This window comes from Metallosphaera yellowstonensis MK1 (genome assembly GCF_000243315.1).
Classification (GTDB): Archaea; Thermoproteota; Thermoprotei_A; order Sulfolobales; family Sulfolobaceae; genus Metallosphaera; species Metallosphaera yellowstonensis.
Map to the genome: position 1 here is coordinate 1167800 of NZ_JH597761.1, position 23417 is coordinate 1191216.

The following is a 23417-nucleotide window of genomic DNA, read 5'->3' on the forward strand; positions in this document are numbered from 1 at the left end:
TCCCTATAGCTGACCTTACCACGAGGGATCTACGCATTTGTTACAGCAGTTATGGGATTTTCCCTTAGAAATTGCCCTTTTATCAAGGCAAAATCTAACAGCAGTTATGGGATTTCAACGTAACTTAAAGATTTTCATCAGCCCAGGTGGTTAGCCCAAACGGCGCTCGAGGACCTGAGGAACGCCTCCATGCTCCTCAGGTTCAGCTCCCCCACCAGCTCCCTGACGACTCTGGCCCTCCCGTCGATCAGGACCATGAGGACTAGTGCCAGTTAACCTTCCTGCTCCTCCCGTTCCCCTCACCACGCCCAGCCTGTTGACCGCCTTGACGGCCTATCCCTAGCGAACTCGATCGGTCCCTTTCCGCACCTTTTCAGTAGGACGACGTCGAAAAACTTCTCGCTAATACCGACTTCTTCGTATTACCTCCCTAAGATTCCCATAACAGCTGTAACTCAGTAGTTATTGGAGTTCGCCTAGATTAAGGGGGGTACTCAAGGGAAAATCCCGTAACTGCTGTATTAACTGATGTTTGTTAGTTGCGTGTAAACGGCTTTCGCATCAGTGGTTAAATTGCCTTAGCTAACCCATAAACGAACGTGGTTTATTTAGATAGGACTTCCCGCAAAGCATCGTCTCGCACTGAGATCACGTCCAGCAAGCGTCGTAGCTCATTGCGCATTGAAAAAAAGGAATGGAATCGAAAACGTTAGAAAATAGGGACGAAGTCTTCCTCCGTCACTTGTACTTCCTCACCGGTCACGCCTATCTCGGGAACTGCAGGCATCTTAATTCCGAACCTAGCCAATGTAGCCCCGACCCTTATCATCGCGCTCCTCCACGCCTCTTCCTTTTCCTTAATTTCAGGTATATAGAACCCAGAGTCCCTGGCGAGATCCTCCATACGTTCGTTAACCGACTCGAACCAGGGAGGTAGCTTCCAGAACTCCTTGGGAGGCTTATAGGTTATTAGGGAGAGGAACACGAAGCCTGCCCTGACCTGTTTAGTCACTAGGCTCTTTTGTTCCTCAGCCATCCTAGGGGCATTTTGTGTCATGATTAGGTGGGTGAAGGCGTAATGCCTAGTCTCGTCAACTGCGGTATTCTTGAAGGCCTTGGAGAACTCCTCGATTTTAGATCCTCTTGACATGGTTGTAAACACGGTGGTGGCTGCAGCTTCCCCCATCATGAAGGAGGTGAAGAGTACGTCTAGGGTGTACTTCCTGTAAGCCTCTAGGTAGGCCTTCCAGTACCTCGACCCGTTGTACCAAGTCCACATCACGTTTAGCATAGCCTTCCTCTCAAGGTCGTCCTGAGGCTTGAAATTGAAGGGAAAGCCTCTCATCATGGAGTCTATGGCGAGACCGCAGACCATATTGTGTCTGTTCTCGTCGTAGGTTATGGTTGTCAATATCCCTCTCACCGCGGTGTCCAAATGATGTTCAAAGGCCTTTATCACCGCGTGTGCGAACACGGGAGTCGCGTTGTCAAAGTTAGACAGAAGTGACCACCAGTAGGCTATGGCCAACCTCTGTTTCCTGTCCAACCCTGACGCTATCTCCCTGACCCTGTTCCAGTCTATCTCCTCCTCGTCCCACTGTTCCCTCTTGGCCCTCCTGTAGAGTTGCCAGGCCCTCTCATTGTCGAAGTTCCACCTGGGAGGGTAGACGTTGAACTCGGGGTAGACAGGTTCTTTTTCGTAATCTAGTTCGGTCATCAAACCTCGTTTATCTATGTTTTAGAAACTATTTAAATGTTTACTTTAACCATATAATTGAGTCCGAGATAAGTTACTTACAACAGTTATCAGATTTCCCATTACGTGAGGCAGCCTTTGAGGGAATGTCGCATAATTCCTGTTCTCTTGAAACCTACAGCTTGACGAGAACCTTGGATCCAGAGCACCTGAAGAGTCCTCATCTACCTCGTGTCGAATCGCGTTCAGGAACCGGGTTATCCTTTCAAGAGTCCGCGAAAGCTTTGCGAGCTTCCACTTCCAGCAGTTACTAGATTTCGCCTTGACTTTAAGGCTACACCTAACGAAAAATCCCATATCTGCTGCACTTCATTGGAGGTTCTCAAGTGGAATGTTCGTCGTCGCTAAGAACCAATCCTTATTACGATGACCTCTCACTAATATTCAGGAGCGGTGTCCTGTCCTTGGTGGTTAAGGAAATAATCTACAAACACCTCTCGGAAAACGAGATAAGGGAACCCTTTGAGGGAGAATATTGGCCTTCTCAGATATGGAACTGTATGAGAAGGCAATACTACGATAGGTTATACCCAGTGAACGCCGGCTACGATAGTGCCAGGTTCACCGTGCTAGGGACGGTACTACACGACCTCATAGCGGAGATCCTCAAGAGAGAGGACTCCATAAGGATCCAAAGCGAAGTACCCATAAGGATACCCCACCCCACCAATCACGACATAGTGATATCCGGGAGAGCAGATGACCTCATAGTAGTGGAGTTCACCAAGGAGAGGTACTTGATAGAGGTGAAGAGCGTGGACGATTTGCAGGATAAGCTGAGAAAGGGCTATCTTCCTAGGCTAGATCACAGAGCACAGCTCAACCTCTACATGAAGGCCTACCCCAGATCCAAGGGAATCCTCATGTACGTGGACAGATCAAACTTCGACATTGAGGAGATATTGGTGGAGTTCGACGAAGACCTTTACAAGAAGACCTTGGAGAGAGTTGAAAGGCTACACAACTACGTCAAGAAGAGAGAGATCCCTGAGGCTGAGGCCAAACTGAGTCAGGAGATGAATTGGCAATGTAAGTTCTGTATTCACAGGGCCAGATGTGATAGGGACCAGTGAACATACTTCAGCAGTCGTGGAACCTTTCCTAAATGTCGACCTGTAATCATGAAATCTAGTGACTGCCAAAACTCCAAGGGTTAACGTTCAACCAGTTCTGACCACTGATTTCTCACGGGTCATCGAGTGATGAAATGATATATGCCTGATGTGAAGGATATTGAGGAAGAAGGTATCGCTACCATGTTCAATTTTCCCACACCCTCCTAGTCATTTACTCATGTCCGTCACGGATCGTGATGTGATCCTTTAATACAATTTTATTTGATATAGTAAACAAAAAGCAATCTTCTTAGCAGCAGTTATGGGGTTTCTCGTTAAGTGTAGCCTTAAAGTCAAGGCGAAATCTAATAACTGCTGTTCTTAGGTCATATTGAGGTCCTGATTAGCCATACTGACAAGACGTACGTTTAACCACATACATTGGCCCAAAGTCGTGAGGTCCACTTATACCCGCATCAGCTCCGAAGTCACCGCTCGTCTAGTACGTGGTCCTAGCCTGTTCCCTCAGGAAGGAAAGCAGGTAATAGGGTCCTCCGGCGTTCCTACCCGTGAGACCTGAGTCCTTCCATCCACCGAAGGGCTGAACTCCGGGCATGGCCCCCGTTGTGGAACCGACCTCCCTATTGGCGTAAACCACGCCGGCCTCTACGTTCCTGAAGAAGTACTCTACCTCTCTCTCATCCTCTGAAAATATGCCTGCCGTAAGCCCGTAGTCGACGTCATTCACAAGCCTCACTGCTTCCTCCAGGTTCCTCACAGACTTGACCAGGACTATGGGGACGAATAGCTCAGTCTTCCAAAGGGAGCTGGTGTAGGGGACGTCTGTGATCACAGTCGGTTCCACCAGGTAAGTCTTAGTGTCTTCCCTCACCTTTCCGCCCACTAGAACCTTGCCACCTTCGCTCAGGGCTTGATCCACAAACTTCCTGAACTTCTCCAAAGCCTGCTTGTTTATAAGTGGACCCATGAAGGTCGTCCTCTGCCTCGGATCGCCTATCTGAGTCGTGTCAGCCCTAGCCTTCAATCTTCTCAGGAACTCTTCATAAACTCCCTCCTCCACAAAAACCCTGGAAGTGGCACTGCACTTCTGTCCGTCGAAACCGAAGGCACCTCTGTAAGTCCCCTCCACCGCTTTCTTCAGGTCTGCCTTAACAGTCACCACCGTGGCGTTCTTCCCACCGAGCTCCAACACTGCCGGCCTAGGCCTCAGATTGACGAAGACCTTCAGTAAGCGATGCCCTACCTCCCTCGAACCGGTGAATGCAAAACCAGCAACATTCAGATCGGTCTCCAATACTCGGGAGACCTCCTCCCCTGGAGTCGTAACGTAATTGATTGCGTCTGCTGGGAAACCTGCCCTCCTGAGAACCTGTACTAACTTGAACGCTGATAGTGGAGTGTCTGAGGAAGGCTTTATCACGACGGTGTTACCAGTTATTAGGGCTCCCAAGGCCATAGTGGCCGTGATGGCGAGAGGGAAGTTAAAGGGTGAGATTATCAACCAAGGTCCGTAGGGTCGCATAACCGACACTCCCCTCTCGTTCTTGTATATTCTCCCTTCCATCTCCTTGACATAACCTCTGTTCTCTTCCAGTACCTGAGCGTAATAGTTGAAGTAGTCAATAGTCTCGTCTACCTCTGCCACACTTTCCGTCCTTATCTTACCGTTCTCGTAGGTTATCGTGGCAGCCAGTTCATACTTCATCCTCCTGAGCTCGTTTGCAGCCCTCACTGTGAACTCAACTCTGTCCTTCCAGTCCGAATCCCTCCAATCTCTGAATGCGTCTTTAGCGTTGGAGACTGCTAGCTTCACTAGCGATGAATCCGCCTTCTGGAAGATACCCAAGGTCAGGGACGTGTCGATAGGGGATCTAACCTCAATCTTCTCACGTGTCTTGAGCTCTCTATCACCTAGGAGTATCGGGTACTCTCTCCCGAGTTCCTCCGAGACCTTCTTCAGTCCCTCCTCGAATAACTTATGAAACTCCTCTTCTCTCCCTTCCTGTACGTATCTCTGATAGGTCTTCTCGTTTACGAAAGGCATGTATTATACTATACATATTCCCTAAATTAACCTTAGGATGGAGGCACGATGAATAAGAAAAACAACGATATTACAATACAGAAAATCCTTAAATGACATAAATTTGCTTATACATCATGACAAGCTCGATAGCAGGAAGAATTGAGAGGCTTCCCTGGACCTCGTTTCACACAAGGTTAGTAGTCCTCCTAGCCTTGGGAGAATTTTTTGAGCTTTACGACCTCTTCAATGCAGGGTTCACAGTTCAACCCGTCTCGAAGTTTTTCGCTATCCCCACCACGGTGACCATCTTTGATATCATTGCGGTCTTCTTCCTTGGGGCCTTCGTAGGATGTGTGTTGTTCTCCTACATTGGGGACTCTATGGGAAGGAGGACAGCACTGCTGTTAAACTTGGGCATAATGAGCTTGGGTTTACTGCTCACACCTTTCTCCCCAAATCCTGAAGTGCTGGCGTTACTCAGGTTCATAACGGGTCTTGGAGTGGGCCCAGAGGCCCTGATAGTTATCGATATACTGACCACAGAGTTCTTTCCCTCAAAGCTCAGGGGCAGAGCCCTATCTACTGCCTACACCATTGCTTGGCTCGCCCCTCTAACCGTAGCTCTCTTGGCTTACTTCCTCATTCCCAGGACAATAGTCCTACAAGGTTGGCAGTGGCTCTACATAATTGGCGGTTTGGGAGTAATATTGATCATCCCCTTTAGGTTCCTTATACCTGAGTCGCCTAGGTGGTTGGAGACCAGGGGAAGGTTGGAAGATGCGGAAAAAATTTTGTCAAAAATGGAAGAGATAGCCAGGAGGGAGAAGGGAGAGCTACCACCACCGTTTCAGATCAAAGTTCCTACCATCACGAGAGTCCCCATATCTGAGCTCTTCTCAAAGGCATATAGGAAGAGAACCATAATGCTGTGGATTTTCGAGTTCCTACAGACCGGAGTGTATTACGGTTTCGCTTCCTTGGCACCTACGGTCCTGTTCCAGAAGGGTTTCACTCTAGTCCATACATTAGAGTACTCAGTGTTGATCTACTCATCCTATTTCCTCTCCTCGCTGGTCTCAATAGCTGTCATAGATAGCGTGAGGTTCGACAGGAAGTATCAAGTAGGAGGCGTCGCGTTATTGATGGGAATCGTGGGCCTTCTGTTCGGTTTGGCCAGCTCCGCAACCGAAGTGATCACGACTGGTTTCACTTTTGGTTTTCTCTCCAACATATTCTCCAACTCATTTCATCAGTACGGAGCAGAGCTTTACCCAACTAGGATTAGATCTTTCGCTGACGGTGTTCAATACTCCCTGAGCAGGTTAGGTAACTTCGTTTGGTTAAGTCTTCTGCCTCTAGTCCTTAAGAGTTACGGTCCCTTCTATATGTACGTAGTAGTCTTCGTCTTCGCCGTTATTGTGTTCTTGGACGTCGTAGCTTTGGGGCCTAGGGCGTCTAGGGTGGAACTGGAGGAACTCTCCACATAGAACGCTCGTGAAGGGTACGTTATCCCATTTTAAGATGTTTGTTTTGTTTCTCCCGCCACCCATTCTGTACCTAAAACTCCAGTTTGACCCTACACCTTCACTTCAATCATTTTACATCCCATCATTATTGAATGTATGAAAACCTATTTTCTAGTATAACAGCGTTTATTAGATTTCGCCTGATTACAGGGTGATATTTAAGGGAAAGTCCCATAACTGCTTGTATAAAAAGGATTAAGCCCATCTTGATCGGGGAAGAGAAAGTGAACTTACATCAAAATTTCAGTGAAATTGTTAAATCACGAAAATTATACATAAATGAAGTGAATCGTAAGGGACATCTGAGTAGCCCGCTTTGTGGAGGTAGCCCTAGTCAACTTCTCCTTATTAAACCGTAGATCAATATTGCTAGACCTATGAAACTAACTAAGGCCCCAACTATGAACAAGACCCCGCCAAACTCTGTCATACTTGTAATTGACGTCGAGGCCACAGTGAACTTGACCACTGAAGTTCCGTTGTTCTCAATGGAAAGTACAGGAGAACTACCGTTCAGGACTAACGACATTGATCCTGATAGACTTTCCTGTTTAAGGAGCGTTCCCCCATCTACTACGACACGCAATGGATAACTTGAGTTAAAGGTAAGGGCAACACTATCCAGTCCTGGCCTTAACTCCTTGACCACTGATTGTCCGGGTGGTAGGTTTCCAGAGTACACCATCACGTAAGGTGTAACCTCTGAGAAGCCTATGAACGCCATTACTACTCCCAATAGGATGATAACGAGACCAACAAGTACCACTTTCTTTTTCATGCTAAAAGCTCGTTCTAGAGAACTTTAAGCCTTTGCAGAGGTGCTTGTGCACACGTGGTAAACCACCTCGCCCTGACGGACGGGGCTTCCTGCTTCCTTGCCCAGCGGGTAGAGGGCGGAGGACCACAGGCACTACAGGCCACCAGTCCTGATCTCTTGAGCACGTTCAGGGAAGCGTTTTAGTCACGGTCTGTTACCCAACTGCAGAGAACACGCGATCTGCTGAGGTCGAGTCCTTCACGTGTACGCACATGGCACAGGCCTTGGAGGTACATGATGGTTCGACGAGGACCAGTTCCTTGCCGTACTTCTCCACCTGGTACTTCAGGACGGTCTCGAGCTCGTGGAACGCGACGTCGCGGAGCCTCATCCTCCTTGAGGACTTACCCACCAGTTCCTTAACTTGAACGTCCTCCATGACGACCACGTCGTACTTCTCGGGGAAGTGTTTGCCCAACCTCACGTCCCTCAGCTCCTTCGAGCGCCCTTGAGCCTCGGCGAGCTTGACCTTCATCTTGAGAAACATCTTGTCCAGACTGTGACGCTTCTACGTAACTACTCGTTATTTTTAATCATCTAAATATCGTTTTGACAAGTTGTGTTTATATAGTATCACCGAAGTAGTTTTTATTGATGATCCCCCTAACTGATGACGGGCACTGCTCACGAGGTTTGGGGAGTGATAAAAGTGTGGATGGGAGGGTAGTGGTGTTTCCCTCGACTAGCCCCAATGAGTTGAGGGTGACCCTGTGTGATCCCTTAAGAGGGGTGCCCGTGGTGGAATTAGAAGTAATTAAAGAAGATATGTTACGCCACGGGTAAACACTTAAATTGTATGAAGCCAATTAATTTAACTTAGAGGGCTCTACTCGTTATATTATGATAGAGGCCGTCGCACTCTCCAAGGTTTATAAGGATGGGACAAGGGCCCTGTCCGACGTTACTTTTATGTCCTCTGCCAAGATTTTGACTGTCCTTGGAAGGAACGGGGCAGGTAAGACCACCTTGCTCAGAATACTTTCCACCCAACTATTGCCCAGTGGCGGGATAGCAAGGATAATGGGCTATGATATCATCAAAGACGCTAAAATAGTGAGGAAGTTGATGGTCTCCATTCCTCAGGAGGCTAAGCCGGTAGGATTCGCTAGCCCGTTCGAACACGTGATCATGTTCCTCACCTCACGAGGTCACTCCTTAAGCTCGGCACGCGAGGAGGCGAGGAAAGCCCTTAAAGAGATTGGTCTTTGGGAGGTTAAGGACAAACCATGTGACGATTTGTCTGGGGGAATGAAGAGGAAAGTGTTCGTAGCCATGGCCATGAGCTCCAACGCAGAGGTCATATTCCTGGATGAACCTACCACGGGTCTCGATCCCATATCTAGACTGGAGGTGTGGTCAATTATCCGGACCCTACGTTCCAGAATAGTCTTAACTACCCACTACATGGAGGAGGCTGAGGAACTCTCCCACGAAATCCTCATGCTGGGGAGGGGAAGGGTTATAGCTAAGGGTAGTAAGGAGGAGTTACTATCTCCTCTCAAAGGGAAAGTGAGAGTAGAGGGGGTGGGAGAGTTAGTGGTTGGGAAGACTCCCATCTCGTATCTAGAAGACGAGAAGGCTAAATCCCTAGTGGGGAAGGCGGTAATAAAACCCGTGAGCCTAGAGGATTTATTCATACTTAATGGTGAGGGAAATTGAACTATAGGTTCATTTTAATCTTCGCGTGGTTTTACGGTTACTCGTTCCTCAGGAGAGGTTACACCTACGTCTTCACTTACCTCATCAACCCCCTGGCAATCCTCTTCCTAGTGTACGTCTTGTCGAGAGGTGAACTATTGAGCTATGCTGTAGTGGGGGGGATGATCTCCGTTGTGGCGACAAACGCCGTGGTGAGCTTATCTGACGTAGTCATGCTCAGGAAAGAGATGAAAATTCAGGACATGCTAGTCGCTAGTGAAGTTACTCCGCTGGACTACATGCTGGGCCTCGCTACGGCGAACTACGTCTTCTCTGTACCTGGGGTTATAGCTTACGTGATCATGGGTTTGCTCCTGGGGGTTCTTACCCCAGCCTCCTCCGTTGAGATCGTCCTAGTTTCAACGTTCTTAAACTACGTAATATCGGGACTAGCTTTCTTCATAGGCACGCTAGTGCCTTACACTAGGCATTCTTGGGCGGTATCTGGGGTGCTCAGCACTATCCTCACCGTATTCCCGCCTGTCTATTATCCCTTCGCCGTGCTGAGCCCTGAGTTGAGGGAGATCGTCCTGATATTACCATCAGCCTCGGCGTCTGCCCTGAGTCAATGGGTCACAGGACTTTACCAATTCGATCCACTGTCGCTCCTAGCATTGATCGTAGAGTGTCTGATCTTCTTTACAATTTCGCTCAAGATATCCAAGTGGAGAGAAGAATAAAGAGAAGAGAAGCCCCAAGGGACAAAAAGTTTTCCCTTAAAGCCCAGGTAGTAGGTCAAAGGAGAGTTCAGGTTCAAAATTTGTTGATAACCTGTTAACGACGCATGCCAGTAATCTGCAGTTCTCACCCTCCTCAGTTAATTTGCATTCGTAGAGTCCATAATTTGTAGGACACGTTGAAGTTTGCTTAATGGTGAAGTATACCTTCATCAATAACCTTCCCATCTTTTCCTATTTAAACTTTCATATGAATGATAAGGAGTTTTCTTTATTTAACGACGTTTTCTAAAGGTAATAATGAAAAAGGATAGCAGGTTATATTCGCTGATCGTAATTCTTCCATTCCGATAAATCACTACAAAAACCTAATAGGATCTAAGGGCTGGATCCTTTTTCACATTAACAGAAGTCTTTTTATATTTGTTTATAATAAATTTTTGTTGATAAATGATGACCTCTCACGCCGATGCGGGCTAAGTCCAAAGGGGTGGGAGTGATCTGGGATGTGAGCCCCGTGCCGTCGGGCTCGAAGGAGTTTCATGACCCACGTGTGACTAGAATGAGCGTGTAATTGAGGGCTAGTTACCTACACTCGATCATGAATAAAGATAAAATGATTGAAATGAAAGTGGAGGGATAAACGGGAACTAGGAAAATGTTTACAAAAAAGAGCTTCCAAAGAATTAGGGTCTAAAGTTCTTCCCTATCACCTTGAGCATTCCCATCATCACGCCTAGTCCCCTCTGTATGTCTGGATCCTTCATTAGGGTTATTAACTTCCCCAGAGTTACATTCTCGGGTTTTGATAGGACCTTCAAGGCCTCCTCCCCGCTCAGGACCTCTACCAGTTCACTTAAGGGGGGTCTCATGACGGAGTTCAGGAATTCTAAACCCTTGGGCAGAAAGTCGAATATGAGGGACAGGGTAGTTCCTAGGTTGGTTATGGCGTCGTCGTTGAGGGCATCCCTCAGGGACTTGAGTGCGTAAGACATGTTCACTAGGACATCTAAGGTACCGCTGTCCTTGAGCTCCAATACCCTCTTGATGACCTCGTTAAGTTCTGGAGCTTTAGCTAATATCGCCTTTAGACCCTCTGCTGATCTCGGATTTATCCCGCTCAGGACATCCATCAATTGTCCTATGGTGTTCCCCAGGTTGGTTATGGCGTCGTCGTTGAGGGCATCCCTCAGGGACTTGAGTGCGTAAGACATGTTCACTAGGACATCTAAGGTACCGCTGTCCTTGAGGGCCTTTAGCCTCATCACCGCATCCTTTAACGCGTCAGCGTTGGCCAGAATGTCCTCAATTTCCTTTTGTCTCGTCTTCATGGAACCTGCTATCACCATCATGTTGGATAACATATCCGCAATGCTCTGTATGGCGTCGTCGTTGAGGGCATCCCTCAGGGACTTTGCTCCATAGCTGAAGTTTATGAGTACATCGAGTGCACCGGAATCCTTGAGTTGTGCTACCTTGCCTAGCACTTCGTTGAGGGTAGAGACGTGATCCAGAAAGTTTGCTAATTCCTCCATCTTCTTCTCGTCTAGCTTAGCCATGACCTTCTCCAAGTTGACCTCGGTAGCCATAGTATCACCATACTGAAACTAGTTGACCCCCTTCGACCTCCATGGAGAAGGAGGTTATCCCCACAATGTCGTCTACCAGTTCGCTGTAGCTTTCCTTATCCAGTTTATGTACTTTGCTGGCATAGGAGCAGGCCAGGATCTTCAGTTTTCCAGATTTCTTAGCCCTCCTGAAGTGCTGAAACACGTCCTCCCTGCTCTCCTTAATTACCTTTGAAGTGTCGTCTGTCACCCTCAGGTCCGGAGTCTTGAGGAACGCCTTGACGCCGTCCATGGTCGCAAACAACACCACTTCGTTGTCTAGGGAGACGGCTATGGCTGAATGCATGGCAGCATAAGCTACCCTGCTCAACTCGTTGGAACCTAGGATTATACCAACCTTCATTTAAATCCCTTTAAACTATAGCCTTAGCTGTCACTGTCCAGTACAACTTGTTATACATTAGTTTGCCCCACCAGTGGACGTAGGACGGGGGTGGTGGAACAGGCGGGTTAGCGTAGTTGAACCTAATGTAGGTTGCAGAGTCTACGCCAGTAGCTATGTAACAGAAGACTGAACCGTCGTAGGTCTTCTTCAAGCCTGTGCCCCTTATCTCATTGGCCACGTTGTTAGCAATGATGTAGGACTCGAAGTCCGCAGTCGAACCTGCCTTAGAGATTGGGATATCTGTGGTGTCTCCTATTACGAAGACGTTGGAGTGATCCTTCATCCTCAGGGTGAACTTATCTGTCGGGACCCAATTCCTCTTATCGCCTATGCCTGAGTCCCCTATCACTTTTGCACCTACATGAGGAGGAACCCCTATGGCCAGATCGAACTTGACCTTCTCTCCTTCCTGGGATTCCATGACCTTGTTCTTCGGATCGACGTTAGTTACGTTGAAGGGAGAAATGACCTTTATTCCCCTCTCTTGGAAGATCTTTATCATTACGTCGTTTGTGGTCTTTATTCCAAATATTCCGTTGATAGGATACGTGTAGACTATCTCCGTCTTATCCCTGAGACCCTTCTTCCTTAACATGTCGTCAAGCATCAACGTGGCTTCCATTGGCGCAACGGGGCACTTGTGAGGTAATTTAGCCACGTTTATTACTACTGTACCTCCGGAGAATTGATCTAAGGCCTCTCTAAGCTTCAGGGCACTATCGAAGTCCCAAGGGGAGTAAACAGCGTCCTTATAACCTGGTACTTCTTCCCATCTCAGATGGGATCCTGTGGCTATGATCAGGTAGTCGTAAGTGTGGGACACACCGTCTGCAGTGACAACGGTATGATTTGCAGGGTCGATCTTGGTTACCTCTCCCTTCTGGCCGTGTAGAAACCTGACCCTATGATCCAGGATATCCCTTTCGTTCCTCACTAACTCCACTGGGTCCTGAACGTTAAACGGAACTAGTAGTTGGCCCGGCTGATAGACGTGCTTGTCACTCTTATCTAAAACTACTACTTCCGCCTCTCCCTTCTCCAACTCCTCTGGTATAGTCCTCGCTATCCTGTTTGCCACTATGGTTCCTGCAATCCCTCCTCCTACAACTATAACCCTCTTCATTTCGTGAGCACCACCACGTAATTGTTACCATCTCTCCTTTCTTGGACTATTTTGTAACCCTTCTTAGTTGCCCAAGCCACAACGTCTTTCTTGGTCGCTTCGTCTCCAAGGACAGCCTCAACTGCCTCTCCTGGACTTATCTCTTCCAATACCCCTGAGAGTTCTCCCAAGGGTCCTGCACAAGATTGGCCTGTAAGATCTAGCTTTTTATATATCTTTAGGGACATTTTTATCATTATAAACATCTCCAAGTGACTTATAAACTTTTATTTAAAAGTGTTTACTATGGATGATTTCATTTTTTCTAAAAAAAGTAGAGAAACGACTCAGCCCTTAAAAGGGATTTTCATTAAACCTTGAAGACATGGATTTAGGTTCGGTGCAACTGGAGTTGAGGGACGTAACAAGGAAGTGCATAGCTATATTGGGGATAAGGGGATCGGGTAAGTCCAACACTGCAAAAGTGACGGCACAAGAACTCATTAGGGAGGGAGTCCCAGTAGTCGTAGTCGACCCTGACGGGGAGTACACTAACCTTCAGGCAAAGGTTCGGAATAACTTCTCCGTGAGTCCCCTCTCCTTGGCGTCATCAGTGTTAGGTGAGGGAGAGAGCGTTGTCCTGGACATGAACGAGTGGAACCAGGAGGCCTTTAAGTTTCTCTTGGACTTCATGACCTCCCTTTGGGAGCTATCCAAGGTGTACTCCAGGGACGTCTTCATCCTCTTGGAGGAGGCTCACGAGTTCATCCCGCAGGGAGAGAGGACTGAACTCAGCGACGCGTTGACCAGGATCGCACTGAGGGGAAGAAAGAGGGGTTTGGGAATGATACTTGTCAGTCAGAGGTCTGCGAAGGTAAATAAGGACGTCCTGACTCAGAGTGAAATCTACTTCCTCCACAAAGTGGTCCATCCCATCGATATCAAGGTCTACAAGGAGATCTTACCCATCAAGAGTAGAGAGGTTGAGGCCACTGTGAAGACCCTGAGGACCGGAGAGGCCATATTTTACAGGGACGGAGCGTTCAAAACTGTGAAAATAAGGAAATTTGAGCCAGACACCTTAATTCCTGTGGTCGAGACTAAGGAGGAACTAAAGGTTTGAAGCTAATTTGGGTTCCCTGAACGAGCTCACCGAATTCGTCCCTCAGTACTCCCGGTATTTAGGGTTCAGTTCCAGGGGTTCGGGCTTCATTAAATTTTCATGAATTTATATCCAATTCTCAGCCCTTGCGCTTCACCGGGGTCACGGGGAAACCCGTTACCCCTCCGCCCCCTCGGTTGACCCAACCCGCCTACTCCCAGTGGGAGTGAAAGAGGTGGGGGAAACCCGCACATCTTGAGGAAGATGTTGAGGGACGCGTTCAGTTGTCTGTGGGTTGGGCACTCTGTTCATCATGAACAAAACATTGTTAGAGAACCTGAAATACATGTTTATATCATTCGCTTAACTTTGTTAAAGATATGGAAACAGGAAAGAGTTTACCAAGGGGCCAAAAGGTAGTTAAGAGGTTCATTTACTACGCCGCGTTGGGCGTGCCAGAGATCGATGAGGAAAGGTACAGGTTGACCGTCTCAGGACTTGTGGAGAAACCACAAGAATATTCCTACCAGGAGTTGATGAGGATGATCGACGTAAACTATGTGAGAGATTTCCACTGCGTTACTGGGTGGAGTGTGTTGGGAGTTAGCTGGGAGGGAGTGTCGCTCAGGAACTTATTACAGAGAAGTGTGCCTAAAAAGGAGGCCAAGTGGGTGATGTTTTACTCCCTTGATGGCTACACAACTGCAGTCCCGTTAGAGGACGCCATGTCGGAGGACGCCGTTGTGGTCCTGAAAATGAACGGTAAGCCCTTAACGAGGGAGCAGGGCTTTCCAGCTAGACCCTTTATACCCTACCTATACGCATGGAAGAGTGCCAAATGGCTCGCCTCCGTGGAACTACTTCCGGATTACGTTGACGGCTACTGGGAGGAGAGAGGTTATCACGAGAGAGGTAACGTGTGGGAGGAGGAGAGATTCAAGGGACAGGGAGGAAAACATCTACCCAGGAGGCCTCTCCTCTGAACAGCAACAGTTTATTTTCGTTTGACTATAATCTCTTATGGAGCTTTGCGAGAAGAAGGTATCAAAGGTCGGTTTCGGTACCTGGAAAATAGGAGGAGGCTATTGGTCTGCCGACAGAACAAGGGACTCCCATTGGTTAGACCTCTTGAAGTATGTTGTGGAGAAGGGAATTAACCTCTTCGATACGGCGGAAATGTACGGAGACGGACACGCAGAGGAACTGCTGGGACAGGCCCTCAAGGGAGAGGACCAAGACGAGTTCACCGTCATTACCAAAGTGTGGAACAATCACCTGAAGTACGACGATGTCATAAAGGCCGCTAGGGCGAGTTTGAGGAGATTGGGATTGAAGTACATCGACATCTACCTCATACACTGGCCTTCTCCTTCAGTCCCCTTGAGGGAGACCATGAGGGCAATGGAAAAGTTGGTAGATGATGGTGTTGTCAGGTGTATAGGTGTGAGTAACTTCGATACTAACCTGTTGGAAGAGGTATTGTCGGCGGTTAACAGGTACAAGATAGAAGTCAACGAGATGGAGTACAGCATATTAAACAGGAAAATAGAGAAGGATCTCATCACATTGGCTCAGCGGAACGGTGTGAAGATAGTGGCCTACTCTCCCCTGGGAAGAGGAGAAGTCAGTAGCCTACCCATCCTCACGGAGGTGGCCAAGAAGTACGGGAGGACACCAGTCCAGGTAGCCCTCAATTACGTCGCCAGGAAGGCCATTCCGATTCCTAAAGCGTCCACCAAGCCTCACGTGGACGACATAGCAGGAACCTTGGATTGGGATCTAACAGACGAGGACTATAGATATCTAGCCTCGTTGCCCATAGGGTGATCAGTGAAGCTGTCATATCTTCATATTCACTTTTTTCCTCAAGTTGAGATTTCCCTTCACCACGCTAATTATCCCTCGCTCATCCTCTCGCCGACCTTCAGCTTCACTAATTCTTCCCTGTAAACCTCCATCGCGTCTTCCATAATTAGAACTCCCAACAACTTTCCTTTCTCTACCACTGGTGCCCATCTAGCCTTGGTTCTGGACATGGTTTCCAAGGCCTCTTCTAGACTGCTCTGTCTCATCACAGTCTGGACTCCGCGAACTACGAACTTGCCTACATCTCCACTCTTGCCTAAAATGTCCCGCATGTAAGCTACCCCGAGGAAGTTATCGTCATTGTCTACCACTGGAATTGAGAAGAAATTGTTCCTCATCATGATTGAAATAGTCTCCTCCACAGGGGATATCGCAGAGACCTTGATGTCCCTGAGTTTGCATTGAGCTACCTTAATTTTGGCCAACAGTGCCTGTTCGTACTCGCTAGCGTGAGCTGGAGATTCCCTCCTGGTGGGAACCTGAGAACGGTAGATAGATTGATTCCCGGTGACCAGGTACGATATGGCCACAGCGATCATGGCCCCCGGGAGTAACTGAAGGCTACCGGTCATTTCTGTGACCATTATCAGTACAGATAGGGGAGCCTTGGCAGCTCCACCGAACATAGATACCATTCCTATTATCACGAAGGGAGCTATCGAGGGGACGAGCTGAGGAAATAGGAAGTGGAAAAGTAGACCGACATCACCTCCCACGAAGGCTCCTATGAACATCCCGGGGGCGAAAACTCCTCCACTCCCTCCTGAACCTATAGTTAGACTCGTAGCCAGAACCTTTATGAACGGGAGGAGGACGAGTAAGTAAAGCACGGGTAAAAGTGAGTAAAATTCGGTGAACTTCTCGTACTCAAGGAGGTTTATCCACCCATAACCTGTAGCCATAACCTCTGGGGCGAGGAGAGCTATCGTCCCTGTGAGTAATCCCCCAATCACAGGTTTGAGGTAGGGCGATAGTCTGACCCTTTTGAAGGTGTCATGAACCCCGTAGAATGTCTTGATATAGAACAGTCCCATCAGGCCTGCTATCAATCCGAGGATGGCATATAACGGGAGCCTGATGGGATCGAAGGACCCCGTGTAGTTCCCAAAAATTGGGGTGAAACCTACTATTGAGCCGAATATCGAGTAACCCACAGCGGACGCCACAAGTGCAGGGAATATGACGTCAGGTTCTAGGTCCCTCTTGTACAAGATCTCCGCTGCAAGTATTGCACCTCCTATGGGAGTCTTAAATATAGTTCCTATACCGGCACCTATTCCAACAGCTACTGCTCTTCGCCGATCTTCAGGGGTGAGACCCATGAGATCCGCTATCATAGACCCTATACCTGCAGACAGTTGTGCAGTGGGACCTTCCCTACCCGCACTCCCTCCTGAACCTATTGTGAAGGCCGAGGCGATCAGTTTGATGGGGATTACCCTCCATCTGACTTTACCCTCTCTGTAATGGTATGCGGAGATAGCAGCGTCAGTGCCATGACCCTCAGCCTCAGGCGCTAATGAATACACTAGGAGTCCAGATATAGCACCTCCTGCGGCTACCACAAAAGGAATCAGGTAATACCTAGTGGCATGAAACTGAAAGATCAGGGACCCTCCCTCTCCGAGGGGCCTAGGAACCGTAAGCCCTATCACGCTTTCGAGGAGGAAGTATTCTACACCTCTTATAGCGAAATAGAAAGTTAGGGAGGAAAGACCTGCCACAATCCCTAGGATAACACCCATTATGAGCCACTTCTCCAGGTATGGAAGAGATCGAAGATCCCTCAAGGAAGTCATGGAAAGATGTGTTCATGAGACTAATTTAAGTTTTAGGAGTAGTTCCTCGAGATGTTGTCCAACTTGCCTAAAATAGAGATTCGATGGTGATATTGACAAGAAACTGGTATGAGATAATATCATGCTGAGTCGATATTCACGGAAAGGACCTCCTACGGTCCTTTTAGGTCTTCTTTGCGATTTCGTTTAAATTAAGAATAAGTTAAAAAATGATAGAAAGCAGTAAACTTTAATTTTTTATCTTCGGCGTTAACTCAATGAAAGCCCCTCACCTTATATCTGCAGAGACCCTCTTGGAAAACCTAAGGGATTACACCATCGTGGAGATTGCATATGATCCCTCCTCATATAAGGAATGGCACCTACCGAGAGCAGTCCTCCTTCATTGGTGGAATTTCAGACATCCAGTAGTGAGGGATTTTGCCGATAGGGAAACCCTGGGAAGGAATTTAGGAAAGGTGGGCATATCAAGGGAGGACAGGTTAGTTCTCTACAGCGACTTCGGTAACAGATACGCGTACTATGCCCTATGGCTCCTCCTTAGCTACGGTCACAAGGAGGTTTACGTTTTAGATGGAGGGAAGGTAGCGTGGGAGGTCAAGGGTCTTCCCATGGAGACTGAGAGCTTCAGATTACCTGAGTCCAGGTACGATCCAGATCCCCCAGATTGGAGCAACAGGATAACGGTGTGGGAAATACTCACCCGATTGAGGACCGGAGACCTTCCTCAACTTATCGACGCTAGGTATCGAGAAGAATTCGAGGGGAAATTGAGCACACCGCCTGAGCACCCCCACGAGGAAGCCCAGACGAGAGGTCACATCCCGGGAGCTATTAACGTACCCTGGAATTCTTTTCTCAATGACGACACTGAAGAGTTGCGTCCCCCCGAGGAAATTCTATCTCACCTTAAAGAGAAGGGAATAAGGAATGAGGAGACAGTAGTTTACTGTAGGACTGGAGCTAGGGCCTCCTTGGTGTGGTACTATCTCAAATATGTCCTGGGCTTCAAGAGAGTGAGACTTTACGACGGGTCCTGGTCTGAGTGGGGTAACATGGTTGGGATGCCTGTGGAGTTTTGACCCTTCCTGTGTATCCTCCAGCCCTATACGCAATGAAGGAGAGGGTAATCCTGTCTCTTTCGTGTGTAGAGAAAGTCAGCGGCCTCGAGGACTGGGCCACTCTGATACCGCACGGACATTTCGGTTTGAGTCGCCTTTGTCAACAGTTTCAGATAAACCGTGAAGTTTATATACTTTGTATGTAAGTTTAATTGTGATTCTGAAACCTAAGGAAGTGTGCCGTCAGGAAGAGGAAAGTGGTATTGTACGCTAGGGTATCGAACAAGCGAAAGGACGACTTAGTGAACCAGGTTAGATACCTAGAGGAGAACGTTAAGGACTACGACCAGGTGATAACGGACGTGGGATCCTCGTTGAACTTGAAGAGGAAGGGGTTCCTCAAGTTACTCGGGATGATACTGAACAACGAGGTGTCGAAAGTGGTCATCGCGTATCCCGACAGACTGGTTAGGTTTGGCTTCTAGATAGTAGAGGAGGTGTGCAGAGCACACAGCTGTGAGCTCGTGGTGTTGAACAGGGAGGACGAAACTCCGGAACAAGAGTTAATAGAGGACTTGATCTCGATCTTGGTATCGTTCAGCGAGAAATTGCAAGGGATGGGGAGTCGTGAGTACGAGAAGGTGAGGAAGTGCGTTGAAGAAATTAAGGCATAAATCGTTTCAACCAGAGGAGGAATACGTCTACCTAACTTACTCCATAAAGAATGATAAGAGGGAGGAGAGCAGAGTGTTATTAGAGAACTACAGAGTCTTACTGCAGAAGGCTTTAGACTACTTGTGGGAGAGGATCAAGGTTGAGAGGAGAGAAGTGAAGAGGGTAAGAAAGTCCTCACGAAGGTCAAGGTAACCCTCCCCGAGAACGGTAGACCCAAAATCATATTAGAAAAAATAACTCCAGCAGGATAATATCGATTCACGATAGATAACAGGATTTATAAGAGTATAAAGAATTCAATTGAAGAAAGGGTTTAAGGTGAGGGAGATGGAGTATTACCACGTGAGATAGGAAGATGGTAACACCCGGTCTCCCTCACCAAACATTCAACAAATAGGATATAAATTACTTTCCGTGTTGAACTTCCAAGGAGAGAAGGTAGAGAAGGTAGCGAAAACTCTCATCTCCGCGTGTTTGTGGAACAACTCTGTAGAGAACAAGTCCAGAGCGTATGACGTATCCCCACAGACCGTGAGGAATTACGTAGAGAAGCAAGGGATGGAAGTGATTGAAAAGCTATTGGAAAGAGCTAGGAAAATATCCTTGGAGATATTAAAGGGAGTGAATGAGATAGATCTTTCAATAGACTGGACAACCAAGACGTGGTATGGGAAACCAGTGAAAGGGAGCTCTGAAAAAGGAAACTCGTGGAACTACGCAAGAACCAAGTATAAGGGGAAAGTACTTTTACTTGCCTTTATTCCGCAAGTGAACGGTATGACTAAGGACGAGATAGTGAAGGTTCTTGTGGAGCAAGTAATGGCAACGGGATTCAGGATAAGGTTGATAACTCTTGACGCTGGTTTCTACACAGTTGATGTGCTCAACTTCATTTCACAGTTTAAGTATATAGTTGCTGTGCCTGTTGGGGACGTGAAGGTTTATGAGGAGTTTGACGGGGATTACACAACTAATAGTAAGAGGCATAGGAGGGATGGGCAGGTCGAGTTCAGGCTTCTCGTGTACAGCAAGGAAAAAGTGAGGAGAAAGAGTCTTGTTTATTTTGCTAGGGCTACTAATCTAGATCTGCCCAAGAGGGAAGTGTTGGATTTGTACAATGAGGTAAGAGGTCCCACAGAGACCTCTTATAGGAACATTAAGGCTTTTCTTCCATTTACTAGTTCTACTAAGTTTGTTTTCCGCACGTTGATCTTCGTGCTGGCCATTGTACTCTACTCCTTTATACCGTATTCAAGGGGGAGGTGGGGAGAGAGGAGTTTAGATTATTATTAATTCTTTTATTTCCTGATTTATTCAATCCAGAGAATTTTACATTTAATGTAATTGAAGCACTTATTTACACTATAGATTTATTTTTAAGGAGGTGATTTTCGGTCTACCGTACGGAGGGGGACTTCCGCCCCCTTAATCCCCAGAAAGTTAAAAGTCTTTTAAGGAATACCACTATAATTGGACCTAATAATAATGTATTACGCCATAACTTTTGTATAGAGCATAAAAAGTGCCATATACATATAAACTTTAAAAAGCCAAATGTTAACTATTTTTAATTAAAGGTAAGGAGTTATGCTAGCTAATTCTGCCGATATTAGAAACCTCGAAGACTTCATTATGACTGTAGTGAGAAGCAGAGAGATTTTCAACCTTAAAAGTTATAGCTTAAGGATAATTTCTGATTATACGAAGTTCTTTAACCTCATACTGCCTAAAGATGTAAGTGACGTCCTTGTTATATTACCAATTAGTAACGATGATTTAGGCAATACAATCAAAAACGAATTAATTAGGATAAGGACTGATTGTTCAATAATTGTATTATATAGTAATAGATTGCAGAAAGATAGAATAGTTGTCGGATTTCGTACTGTTGTTAATAAAACTGTTGATAGTGAAATCGATAGTAACAAAAATAACATGATTAGTAAGCACCTAGAGCCTCTAGGGTCAAAAACTCATCCAAATCTATACTCTCTCGGTATAACATTTTGACTCACGAGTAATCTTTCCTCTTATAGTTTTTAAGGTATTGCCATAGTGGTCAATAGTCATTTGTCTATTAGTATTCTGCTAGAGTACCCTTTTCTCTAGCTTTTTTGAATGCATAATTATATGAAAATATGCCTAATGGCAATAGAACTATATCAAATATGGCTAATATTATAATAAATTGGGCAACAGCAGTTATAGGAGTTCCATTTAAAAATGCCTCTCTTAATCCCTCTAATGCCCATGTTAAAGGAATTCCGTAACTTATATACCTAACAAATAGTGGAAGCACTCTGACTGGAAATACTGTACCCCCAATAAGATTTGTAAAGGTGTTGAAGAAGAATGAAATGGGATTACCTTGTTTTGTTATCATTGTTACAGCCCCAGCTATCATACCTATACCTAATGTTGATAATATCAACAGTACTATAATCACTATTGCACTGAGTGCATTAACGTTATAATGTATATTTAACGCAAATCCTACGGCCAAAATTATAATCACATTTATTGTATTTAGAGTAAGACCCCAAAGTGCTGAATACAACAAAAATCCAAACGTTCCAGTTCTTGAAATAACATAATACTCTATTGTTCCATAAAGCTGTTCATTACGTAACCTTTGACTTATGGTTGAAATTACGGAAGATACATATCCTTGGAAAGCTAAACCTATAGTGAAAAATGCTGTATAATTACTTACTCCTACTTCACTCACTAGTCTATTTCCTAATGCAGTTCCAGTGAAGTAATACGTGAAGACTGGGAGAATCCAACCTAATACCGTTAATATTGTTTGGGTTCTATACGATACCCATACCTTAAATCCTCTCAAATATAAGAAAGAGTAGAGTTTTCCGCTTATCCCCATCTTCCTCTCCACCCTCCTCTCCTTACCACTTCTAACCTTGCCGAATCCTCAACATCTCCTATTAAAAATATATACACATCTTCTAATGATGACTCTTCCTCCTTAATTACCCTATAATCCTTTAATTCATCAAGTTCCTTCTCTGGTATCCTCAAAATGTAGTAGTTTGTTGAAGTTTCTACTACATATTTACCTAACGCTAATGGATACTCGTTTACTTCTACTTCTATTACTTTGCCTAAGTAATTCTTTAAATTCTCCTTGTTTCCTTCAGCTATTACTTTGCCTTTCTTTAATAGTATTATCTTCTCTGCTAACTCCTCAATATCCTTCATGTAATGTGAGGTAAGGAGAATAGTCTTATCTCTACCAATTCTTCTAACTAAATCTCTAAACATTCTAGCTGAAAGTGGATCTAAACCTAAGGTAGGTTCATCCAATAGTAGCACTGGCGGATCCGTTATTAGTGCTCTAGCTAATGCCAATTTTCTCTGCATCCCAGTACTAAACTTCATATATGGTATGTTTTCCCATTCAGATAATCCTACAATTTCCAATACCTCCCTTGCTCTTCTCCTAGCATCGGATAGGGATAGGTTTTGCAAACTAGCGAAGAATACTAAGTTTTCCAAGGCAGTCAATCTATAATAGAATAACCTTTCACTCACTGTAACTAAACCTATTGATTCTCTAACTTTCTTTTCCTCCCTAGTTATACTGTAACCATTAACTATCGCATCTCCAGAACTAGGTATTATGAGAGTCGAAAGCATTTTAATCACGGTTGTTTTTCCTGCCCCATTTGGTCCCACTAAAGCCCCAGCCGTATTTCTTTCTATCTCAAAGGAAACATCATCTACAGCTTTTATCACCTTATACTTTGTTTTAAAAGTCTTTGAAATGCCAATTGTTTTAATCATTAGTTAAAGTATTGACAATAATGCTAAAAACTTTTTGCAGAAGGGTGATTCAGGGCTCCTTTGCAAATTGTAATATATCTCTCGGTTTAGACTTATTCAATGAAGGAATTACTGAATATATTTGATCATATCACGAAGAAATAAGGGTTCTTGTAATATTATTACAAGGATGAGATAACAGGTGGAGAGGCTGTAGTTGAGGGCTATGGCCCTGGCGATCCGGTCCTCCAGGGGGAGTGGCACTTCCCGAACCTCCTCCTCTCCAGCGGTAGACCCAAAATCATATTAGAAAAAATATTTCTGGTAGGATAATATCGAATTTATAAAAGATAAAGAAATTTATAAGAATATTAAGAATTCAATTGAAGAAAGGGTTTAAGGTGAGGGAGATGGAGTATTACCACGTGAGATAGGAAGATGGT

General features: G+C 46.1%; 24 protein-coding genes and 5 pseudogenes. 15 read left to right on the forward strand and 14 right to left on the reverse strand.

Going from position 1 to position 23417, the window contains the following annotated elements:
• Positions 1–709 precede the first annotated feature (709 nt).
• The gene (locus METMK1DRAFT_RS06865; protein WP_009072139.1) at positions 710–1717 is read right to left on the reverse strand and encodes a P-aminobenzoate N-oxygenase AurF; all 1008 of its coding nucleotides are present in this window, start codon (positions 1715–1717) and stop codon (positions 710–712) included.
• A gap of 443 nt (positions 1718–2160) precedes the next feature.
• Here METMK1DRAFT_RS06865 and METMK1DRAFT_RS06870 point away from each other — a divergent pair, with 443 nt between their 5' ends.
• The gene (locus tag METMK1DRAFT_RS06870) at positions 2161–2829 is read left to right on the forward strand and encodes a PD-(D/E)XK nuclease family protein (protein ID WP_048087696.1); all 669 of its coding nucleotides are present in this window, start codon (positions 2161–2163) and stop codon (positions 2827–2829) included.
• 481 nt (positions 2830–3310) lie between these two features.
• Here the strand turns inward: METMK1DRAFT_RS06870 and METMK1DRAFT_RS06875 are convergent, their stop codons facing one another.
• Positions 3311–4876: an aldehyde dehydrogenase family protein gene (locus tag METMK1DRAFT_RS06875; RefSeq protein ID WP_009072145.1), complete on the reverse strand. Its 1566-nt coding sequence runs from the start codon at positions 4874–4876 to the stop codon at positions 3311–3313.
• A 116-nt stretch (positions 4877–4992) separates the two neighbouring features.
• On the opposite strand from METMK1DRAFT_RS06875, the gene METMK1DRAFT_RS06880 reads away from it, so the two are divergent.
• Positions 4993–6345 (forward strand): MFS transporter, encoded by a 1353-nt coding sequence (locus METMK1DRAFT_RS06880; RefSeq protein WP_009072146.1) that lies wholly within the window; start codon positions 4993–4995, stop codon positions 6343–6345.
• A 373-nt stretch (positions 6346–6718) separates the two neighbouring features.
• On the opposite strand, the gene METMK1DRAFT_RS06885 is transcribed toward METMK1DRAFT_RS06880, so the two are convergent.
• Positions 6719–7162: a hypothetical protein gene (locus METMK1DRAFT_RS06885; RefSeq protein WP_009072148.1), complete on the reverse strand. Its 444-nt coding sequence runs from the start codon at positions 7160–7162 to the stop codon at positions 6719–6721.
• A 54-nt stretch (positions 7163–7216) separates the two neighbouring features.
• Here METMK1DRAFT_RS06885 and METMK1DRAFT_RS19480 point away from each other — a divergent pair, with 54 nt between their 5' ends.
• Complete coding sequence (locus tag METMK1DRAFT_RS19480) at positions 7217–7345, forward strand: hypothetical protein (protein ID WP_281034091.1); 129 nt, start codon at positions 7217–7219, stop codon at positions 7343–7345.
• 10 nt (positions 7346–7355) lie between these two features.
• Here METMK1DRAFT_RS19480 and METMK1DRAFT_RS06890 read toward each other — a convergent pair whose 3' ends face one another.
• Positions 7356–7676: an IS200/IS605 family accessory protein TnpB-related protein gene (locus tag METMK1DRAFT_RS06890; RefSeq protein WP_245544578.1), complete on the reverse strand. Its 321-nt coding sequence runs from the start codon at positions 7674–7676 to the stop codon at positions 7356–7358.
• Positions 7677–7795: 119 nt separating this feature from the next.
• On the opposite strand from METMK1DRAFT_RS06890, the gene METMK1DRAFT_RS06895 reads away from it, so the two are divergent.
• The 3 genes from METMK1DRAFT_RS06895 to METMK1DRAFT_RS06905 are packed head-to-tail and all read left to right on the forward strand — an operon-like array spanning position 7796 to position 9579.
• The gene (locus METMK1DRAFT_RS06895) at positions 7796–7984 is read left to right on the forward strand and encodes a hypothetical protein (RefSeq protein ID WP_009072152.1); all 189 of its coding nucleotides are present in this window, start codon (positions 7796–7798) and stop codon (positions 7982–7984) included.
• A gap of 57 nt (positions 7985–8041) precedes the next feature.
• Positions 8042–8860 (forward strand): ABC transporter ATP-binding protein, encoded by an 819-nt coding sequence (locus METMK1DRAFT_RS06900; protein WP_009072155.1) that lies wholly within the window; start codon positions 8042–8044, stop codon positions 8858–8860.
• Entirely contained in the window at positions 8857–9579 is a 723-nt protein-coding gene (locus METMK1DRAFT_RS06905) for an ABC transporter permease (RefSeq protein WP_009072156.1), read from the forward strand. Before METMK1DRAFT_RS06900 ends, METMK1DRAFT_RS06905 begins: the two co-directional genes overlap by 4 nt.
• A gap of 36 nt (positions 9580–9615) precedes the next feature.
• Here METMK1DRAFT_RS06905 and METMK1DRAFT_RS17565 read toward each other — a convergent pair whose 3' ends face one another.
• A complete protein-coding gene (locus METMK1DRAFT_RS17565; RefSeq protein WP_155812323.1) occupies positions 9616–9789 on the reverse strand; it encodes a hypothetical protein in 174 nt (57 codons plus the stop codon).
• 240 nt (positions 9790–10029) lie between these two features.
• Here METMK1DRAFT_RS17565 and METMK1DRAFT_RS20040 point away from each other — a divergent pair.
• Positions 10030–10219: pseudogene (locus METMK1DRAFT_RS20040) on the forward strand (hypothetical protein).
• Positions 10220–10262: 43 nt separating this feature from the next.
• Here METMK1DRAFT_RS20040 and METMK1DRAFT_RS06910 read toward each other — a convergent pair.
• From METMK1DRAFT_RS06910 to METMK1DRAFT_RS06925, 4 genes are read right to left on the reverse strand one after another with little or no spacing between them, the layout of a single operon-like run.
• Positions 10263–11165, reverse strand: coding sequence for a helical membrane plugin domain-containing protein (locus METMK1DRAFT_RS06910; RefSeq protein ID WP_009072160.1), 903 nt, complete (start codon positions 11163–11165; stop codon positions 10263–10265).
• A gap of 4 nt (positions 11166–11169) precedes the next feature.
• Positions 11170–11547 (reverse strand): DsrE family protein, encoded by a 378-nt coding sequence (locus METMK1DRAFT_RS06915; protein ID WP_009072162.1) that lies wholly within the window; start codon positions 11545–11547, stop codon positions 11170–11172.
• A gap of 10 nt (positions 11548–11557) precedes the next feature.
• A complete protein-coding gene (locus METMK1DRAFT_RS06920; RefSeq protein ID WP_009072164.1) occupies positions 11558–12712 on the reverse strand; it encodes an NAD(P)/FAD-dependent oxidoreductase in 1155 nt (384 codons plus the stop codon).
• The gene (locus tag METMK1DRAFT_RS06925) at positions 12709–12948 is read right to left on the reverse strand and encodes a sulfurtransferase TusA family protein (RefSeq protein WP_048087698.1); all 240 of its coding nucleotides are present in this window, start codon (positions 12946–12948) and stop codon (positions 12709–12711) included. The genes METMK1DRAFT_RS06920 and METMK1DRAFT_RS06925 overlap by 4 nt, the downstream gene beginning before the upstream one ends.
• 128 nt (positions 12949–13076) lie before the next feature.
• Between METMK1DRAFT_RS06925 and METMK1DRAFT_RS06930 the strand changes: the two genes are divergently transcribed.
• Positions 13077–13814: an ATP-binding protein gene (locus METMK1DRAFT_RS06930; protein ID WP_009072168.1), complete on the forward strand. Its 738-nt coding sequence runs from the start codon at positions 13077–13079 to the stop codon at positions 13812–13814.
• Positions 13815–13903: 89 nt separating this feature from the next.
• Here the strand turns inward: METMK1DRAFT_RS06930 and METMK1DRAFT_RS18980 are convergent.
• Positions 13904–14083: pseudogene (locus METMK1DRAFT_RS18980) on the reverse strand (RNA-guided endonuclease TnpB family protein); the annotation flags it as partial.
• 90 nt (positions 14084–14173) lie between these two features.
• Between METMK1DRAFT_RS18980 and METMK1DRAFT_RS06935 the strand changes: the two are divergent.
• Both METMK1DRAFT_RS06935 and METMK1DRAFT_RS06940 read left to right on the forward strand, forming a co-directional pair.
• Positions 14174–14776 carry a sulfite oxidase-like oxidoreductase gene (locus METMK1DRAFT_RS06935; RefSeq protein WP_009072169.1) on the forward strand — a complete coding sequence of 201 codons (603 nt, stop codon included), beginning with the start codon at positions 14174–14176 and terminating at the stop codon, positions 14774–14776.
• Positions 14777–14813: 37 nt separating this feature from the next.
• Positions 14814–15620: an aldo/keto reductase gene (locus METMK1DRAFT_RS06940; protein WP_009072172.1), complete on the forward strand. Its 807-nt coding sequence runs from the start codon at positions 14814–14816 to the stop codon at positions 15618–15620.
• A 68-nt stretch (positions 15621–15688) separates the two neighbouring features.
• Here the strand turns inward: METMK1DRAFT_RS06940 and METMK1DRAFT_RS06945 are convergent, their stop codons facing one another.
• On the reverse strand, positions 15689–17458 hold the full coding sequence (locus tag METMK1DRAFT_RS06945) for a chloride channel protein (RefSeq protein WP_009072174.1): 1770 nt from the start codon (positions 17456–17458) through the stop codon (positions 15689–15691).
• 257 nt (positions 17459–17715) lie between these two features.
• Here METMK1DRAFT_RS06945 and METMK1DRAFT_RS06950 point away from each other — a divergent pair, with 257 nt between their 5' ends.
• The 5 genes and pseudogenes from METMK1DRAFT_RS06950 to METMK1DRAFT_RS06975 all read left to right on the forward strand — a co-directional run bounded on the left by METMK1DRAFT_RS06950 (position 17716) and on the right by METMK1DRAFT_RS06975 (position 21204).
• Positions 17716–18540 carry a sulfurtransferase gene (locus METMK1DRAFT_RS06950; RefSeq protein WP_009072177.1) on the forward strand — a complete coding sequence of 275 codons (825 nt, stop codon included), beginning with the start codon at positions 17716–17718 and terminating at the stop codon, positions 18538–18540.
• 221 nt (positions 18541–18761) lie between these two features.
• Positions 18762–19193: pseudogene (locus tag METMK1DRAFT_RS06955) on the forward strand (IS607 family transposase); the annotation flags it as partial.
• A complete protein-coding gene (locus tag METMK1DRAFT_RS06965; protein ID WP_009072183.1) occupies positions 19174–19386 on the forward strand; it encodes a hypothetical protein in 213 nt (70 codons plus the stop codon). The pseudogene METMK1DRAFT_RS06955 and the gene METMK1DRAFT_RS06965, both read left to right, overlap by 20 nt.
• A gap of 163 nt (positions 19387–19549) precedes the next feature.
• Positions 19550–20582, forward strand: a pseudogene (locus METMK1DRAFT_RS06970) (ISH3 family transposase).
• A 199-nt stretch (positions 20583–20781) separates the two neighbouring features.
• Entirely contained in the window at positions 20782–21204 is a 423-nt protein-coding gene (locus tag METMK1DRAFT_RS06975) for a DUF4898 domain-containing protein (RefSeq protein ID WP_009072187.1), read from the forward strand.
• A 67-nt stretch (positions 21205–21271) separates the two neighbouring features.
• Here the strand turns inward: METMK1DRAFT_RS06975 and METMK1DRAFT_RS06980 are convergent, their stop codons facing one another.
• The 3 genes and pseudogenes from METMK1DRAFT_RS06980 to METMK1DRAFT_RS17570 form a co-directional block, all read right to left on the reverse strand.
• Positions 21272–22075: an ABC transporter permease gene (locus METMK1DRAFT_RS06980; RefSeq protein ID WP_009072188.1), complete on the reverse strand. Its 804-nt coding sequence runs from the start codon at positions 22073–22075 to the stop codon at positions 21272–21274.
• Positions 22066–22995, reverse strand: a complete 930-nt coding sequence (locus METMK1DRAFT_RS06985; protein WP_009072189.1) for an ABC transporter ATP-binding protein — start codon at positions 22993–22995, stop codon at positions 22066–22068. The genes METMK1DRAFT_RS06980 and METMK1DRAFT_RS06985 overlap by 10 nt, the downstream gene beginning before the upstream one ends.
• 108 nt (positions 22996–23103) lie before the next feature.
• Positions 23104–23261, reverse strand: a pseudogene (locus tag METMK1DRAFT_RS17570) (IS256 family transposase); the annotation flags it as partial.
• Positions 23262–23417 lie beyond the last annotated feature (156 nt).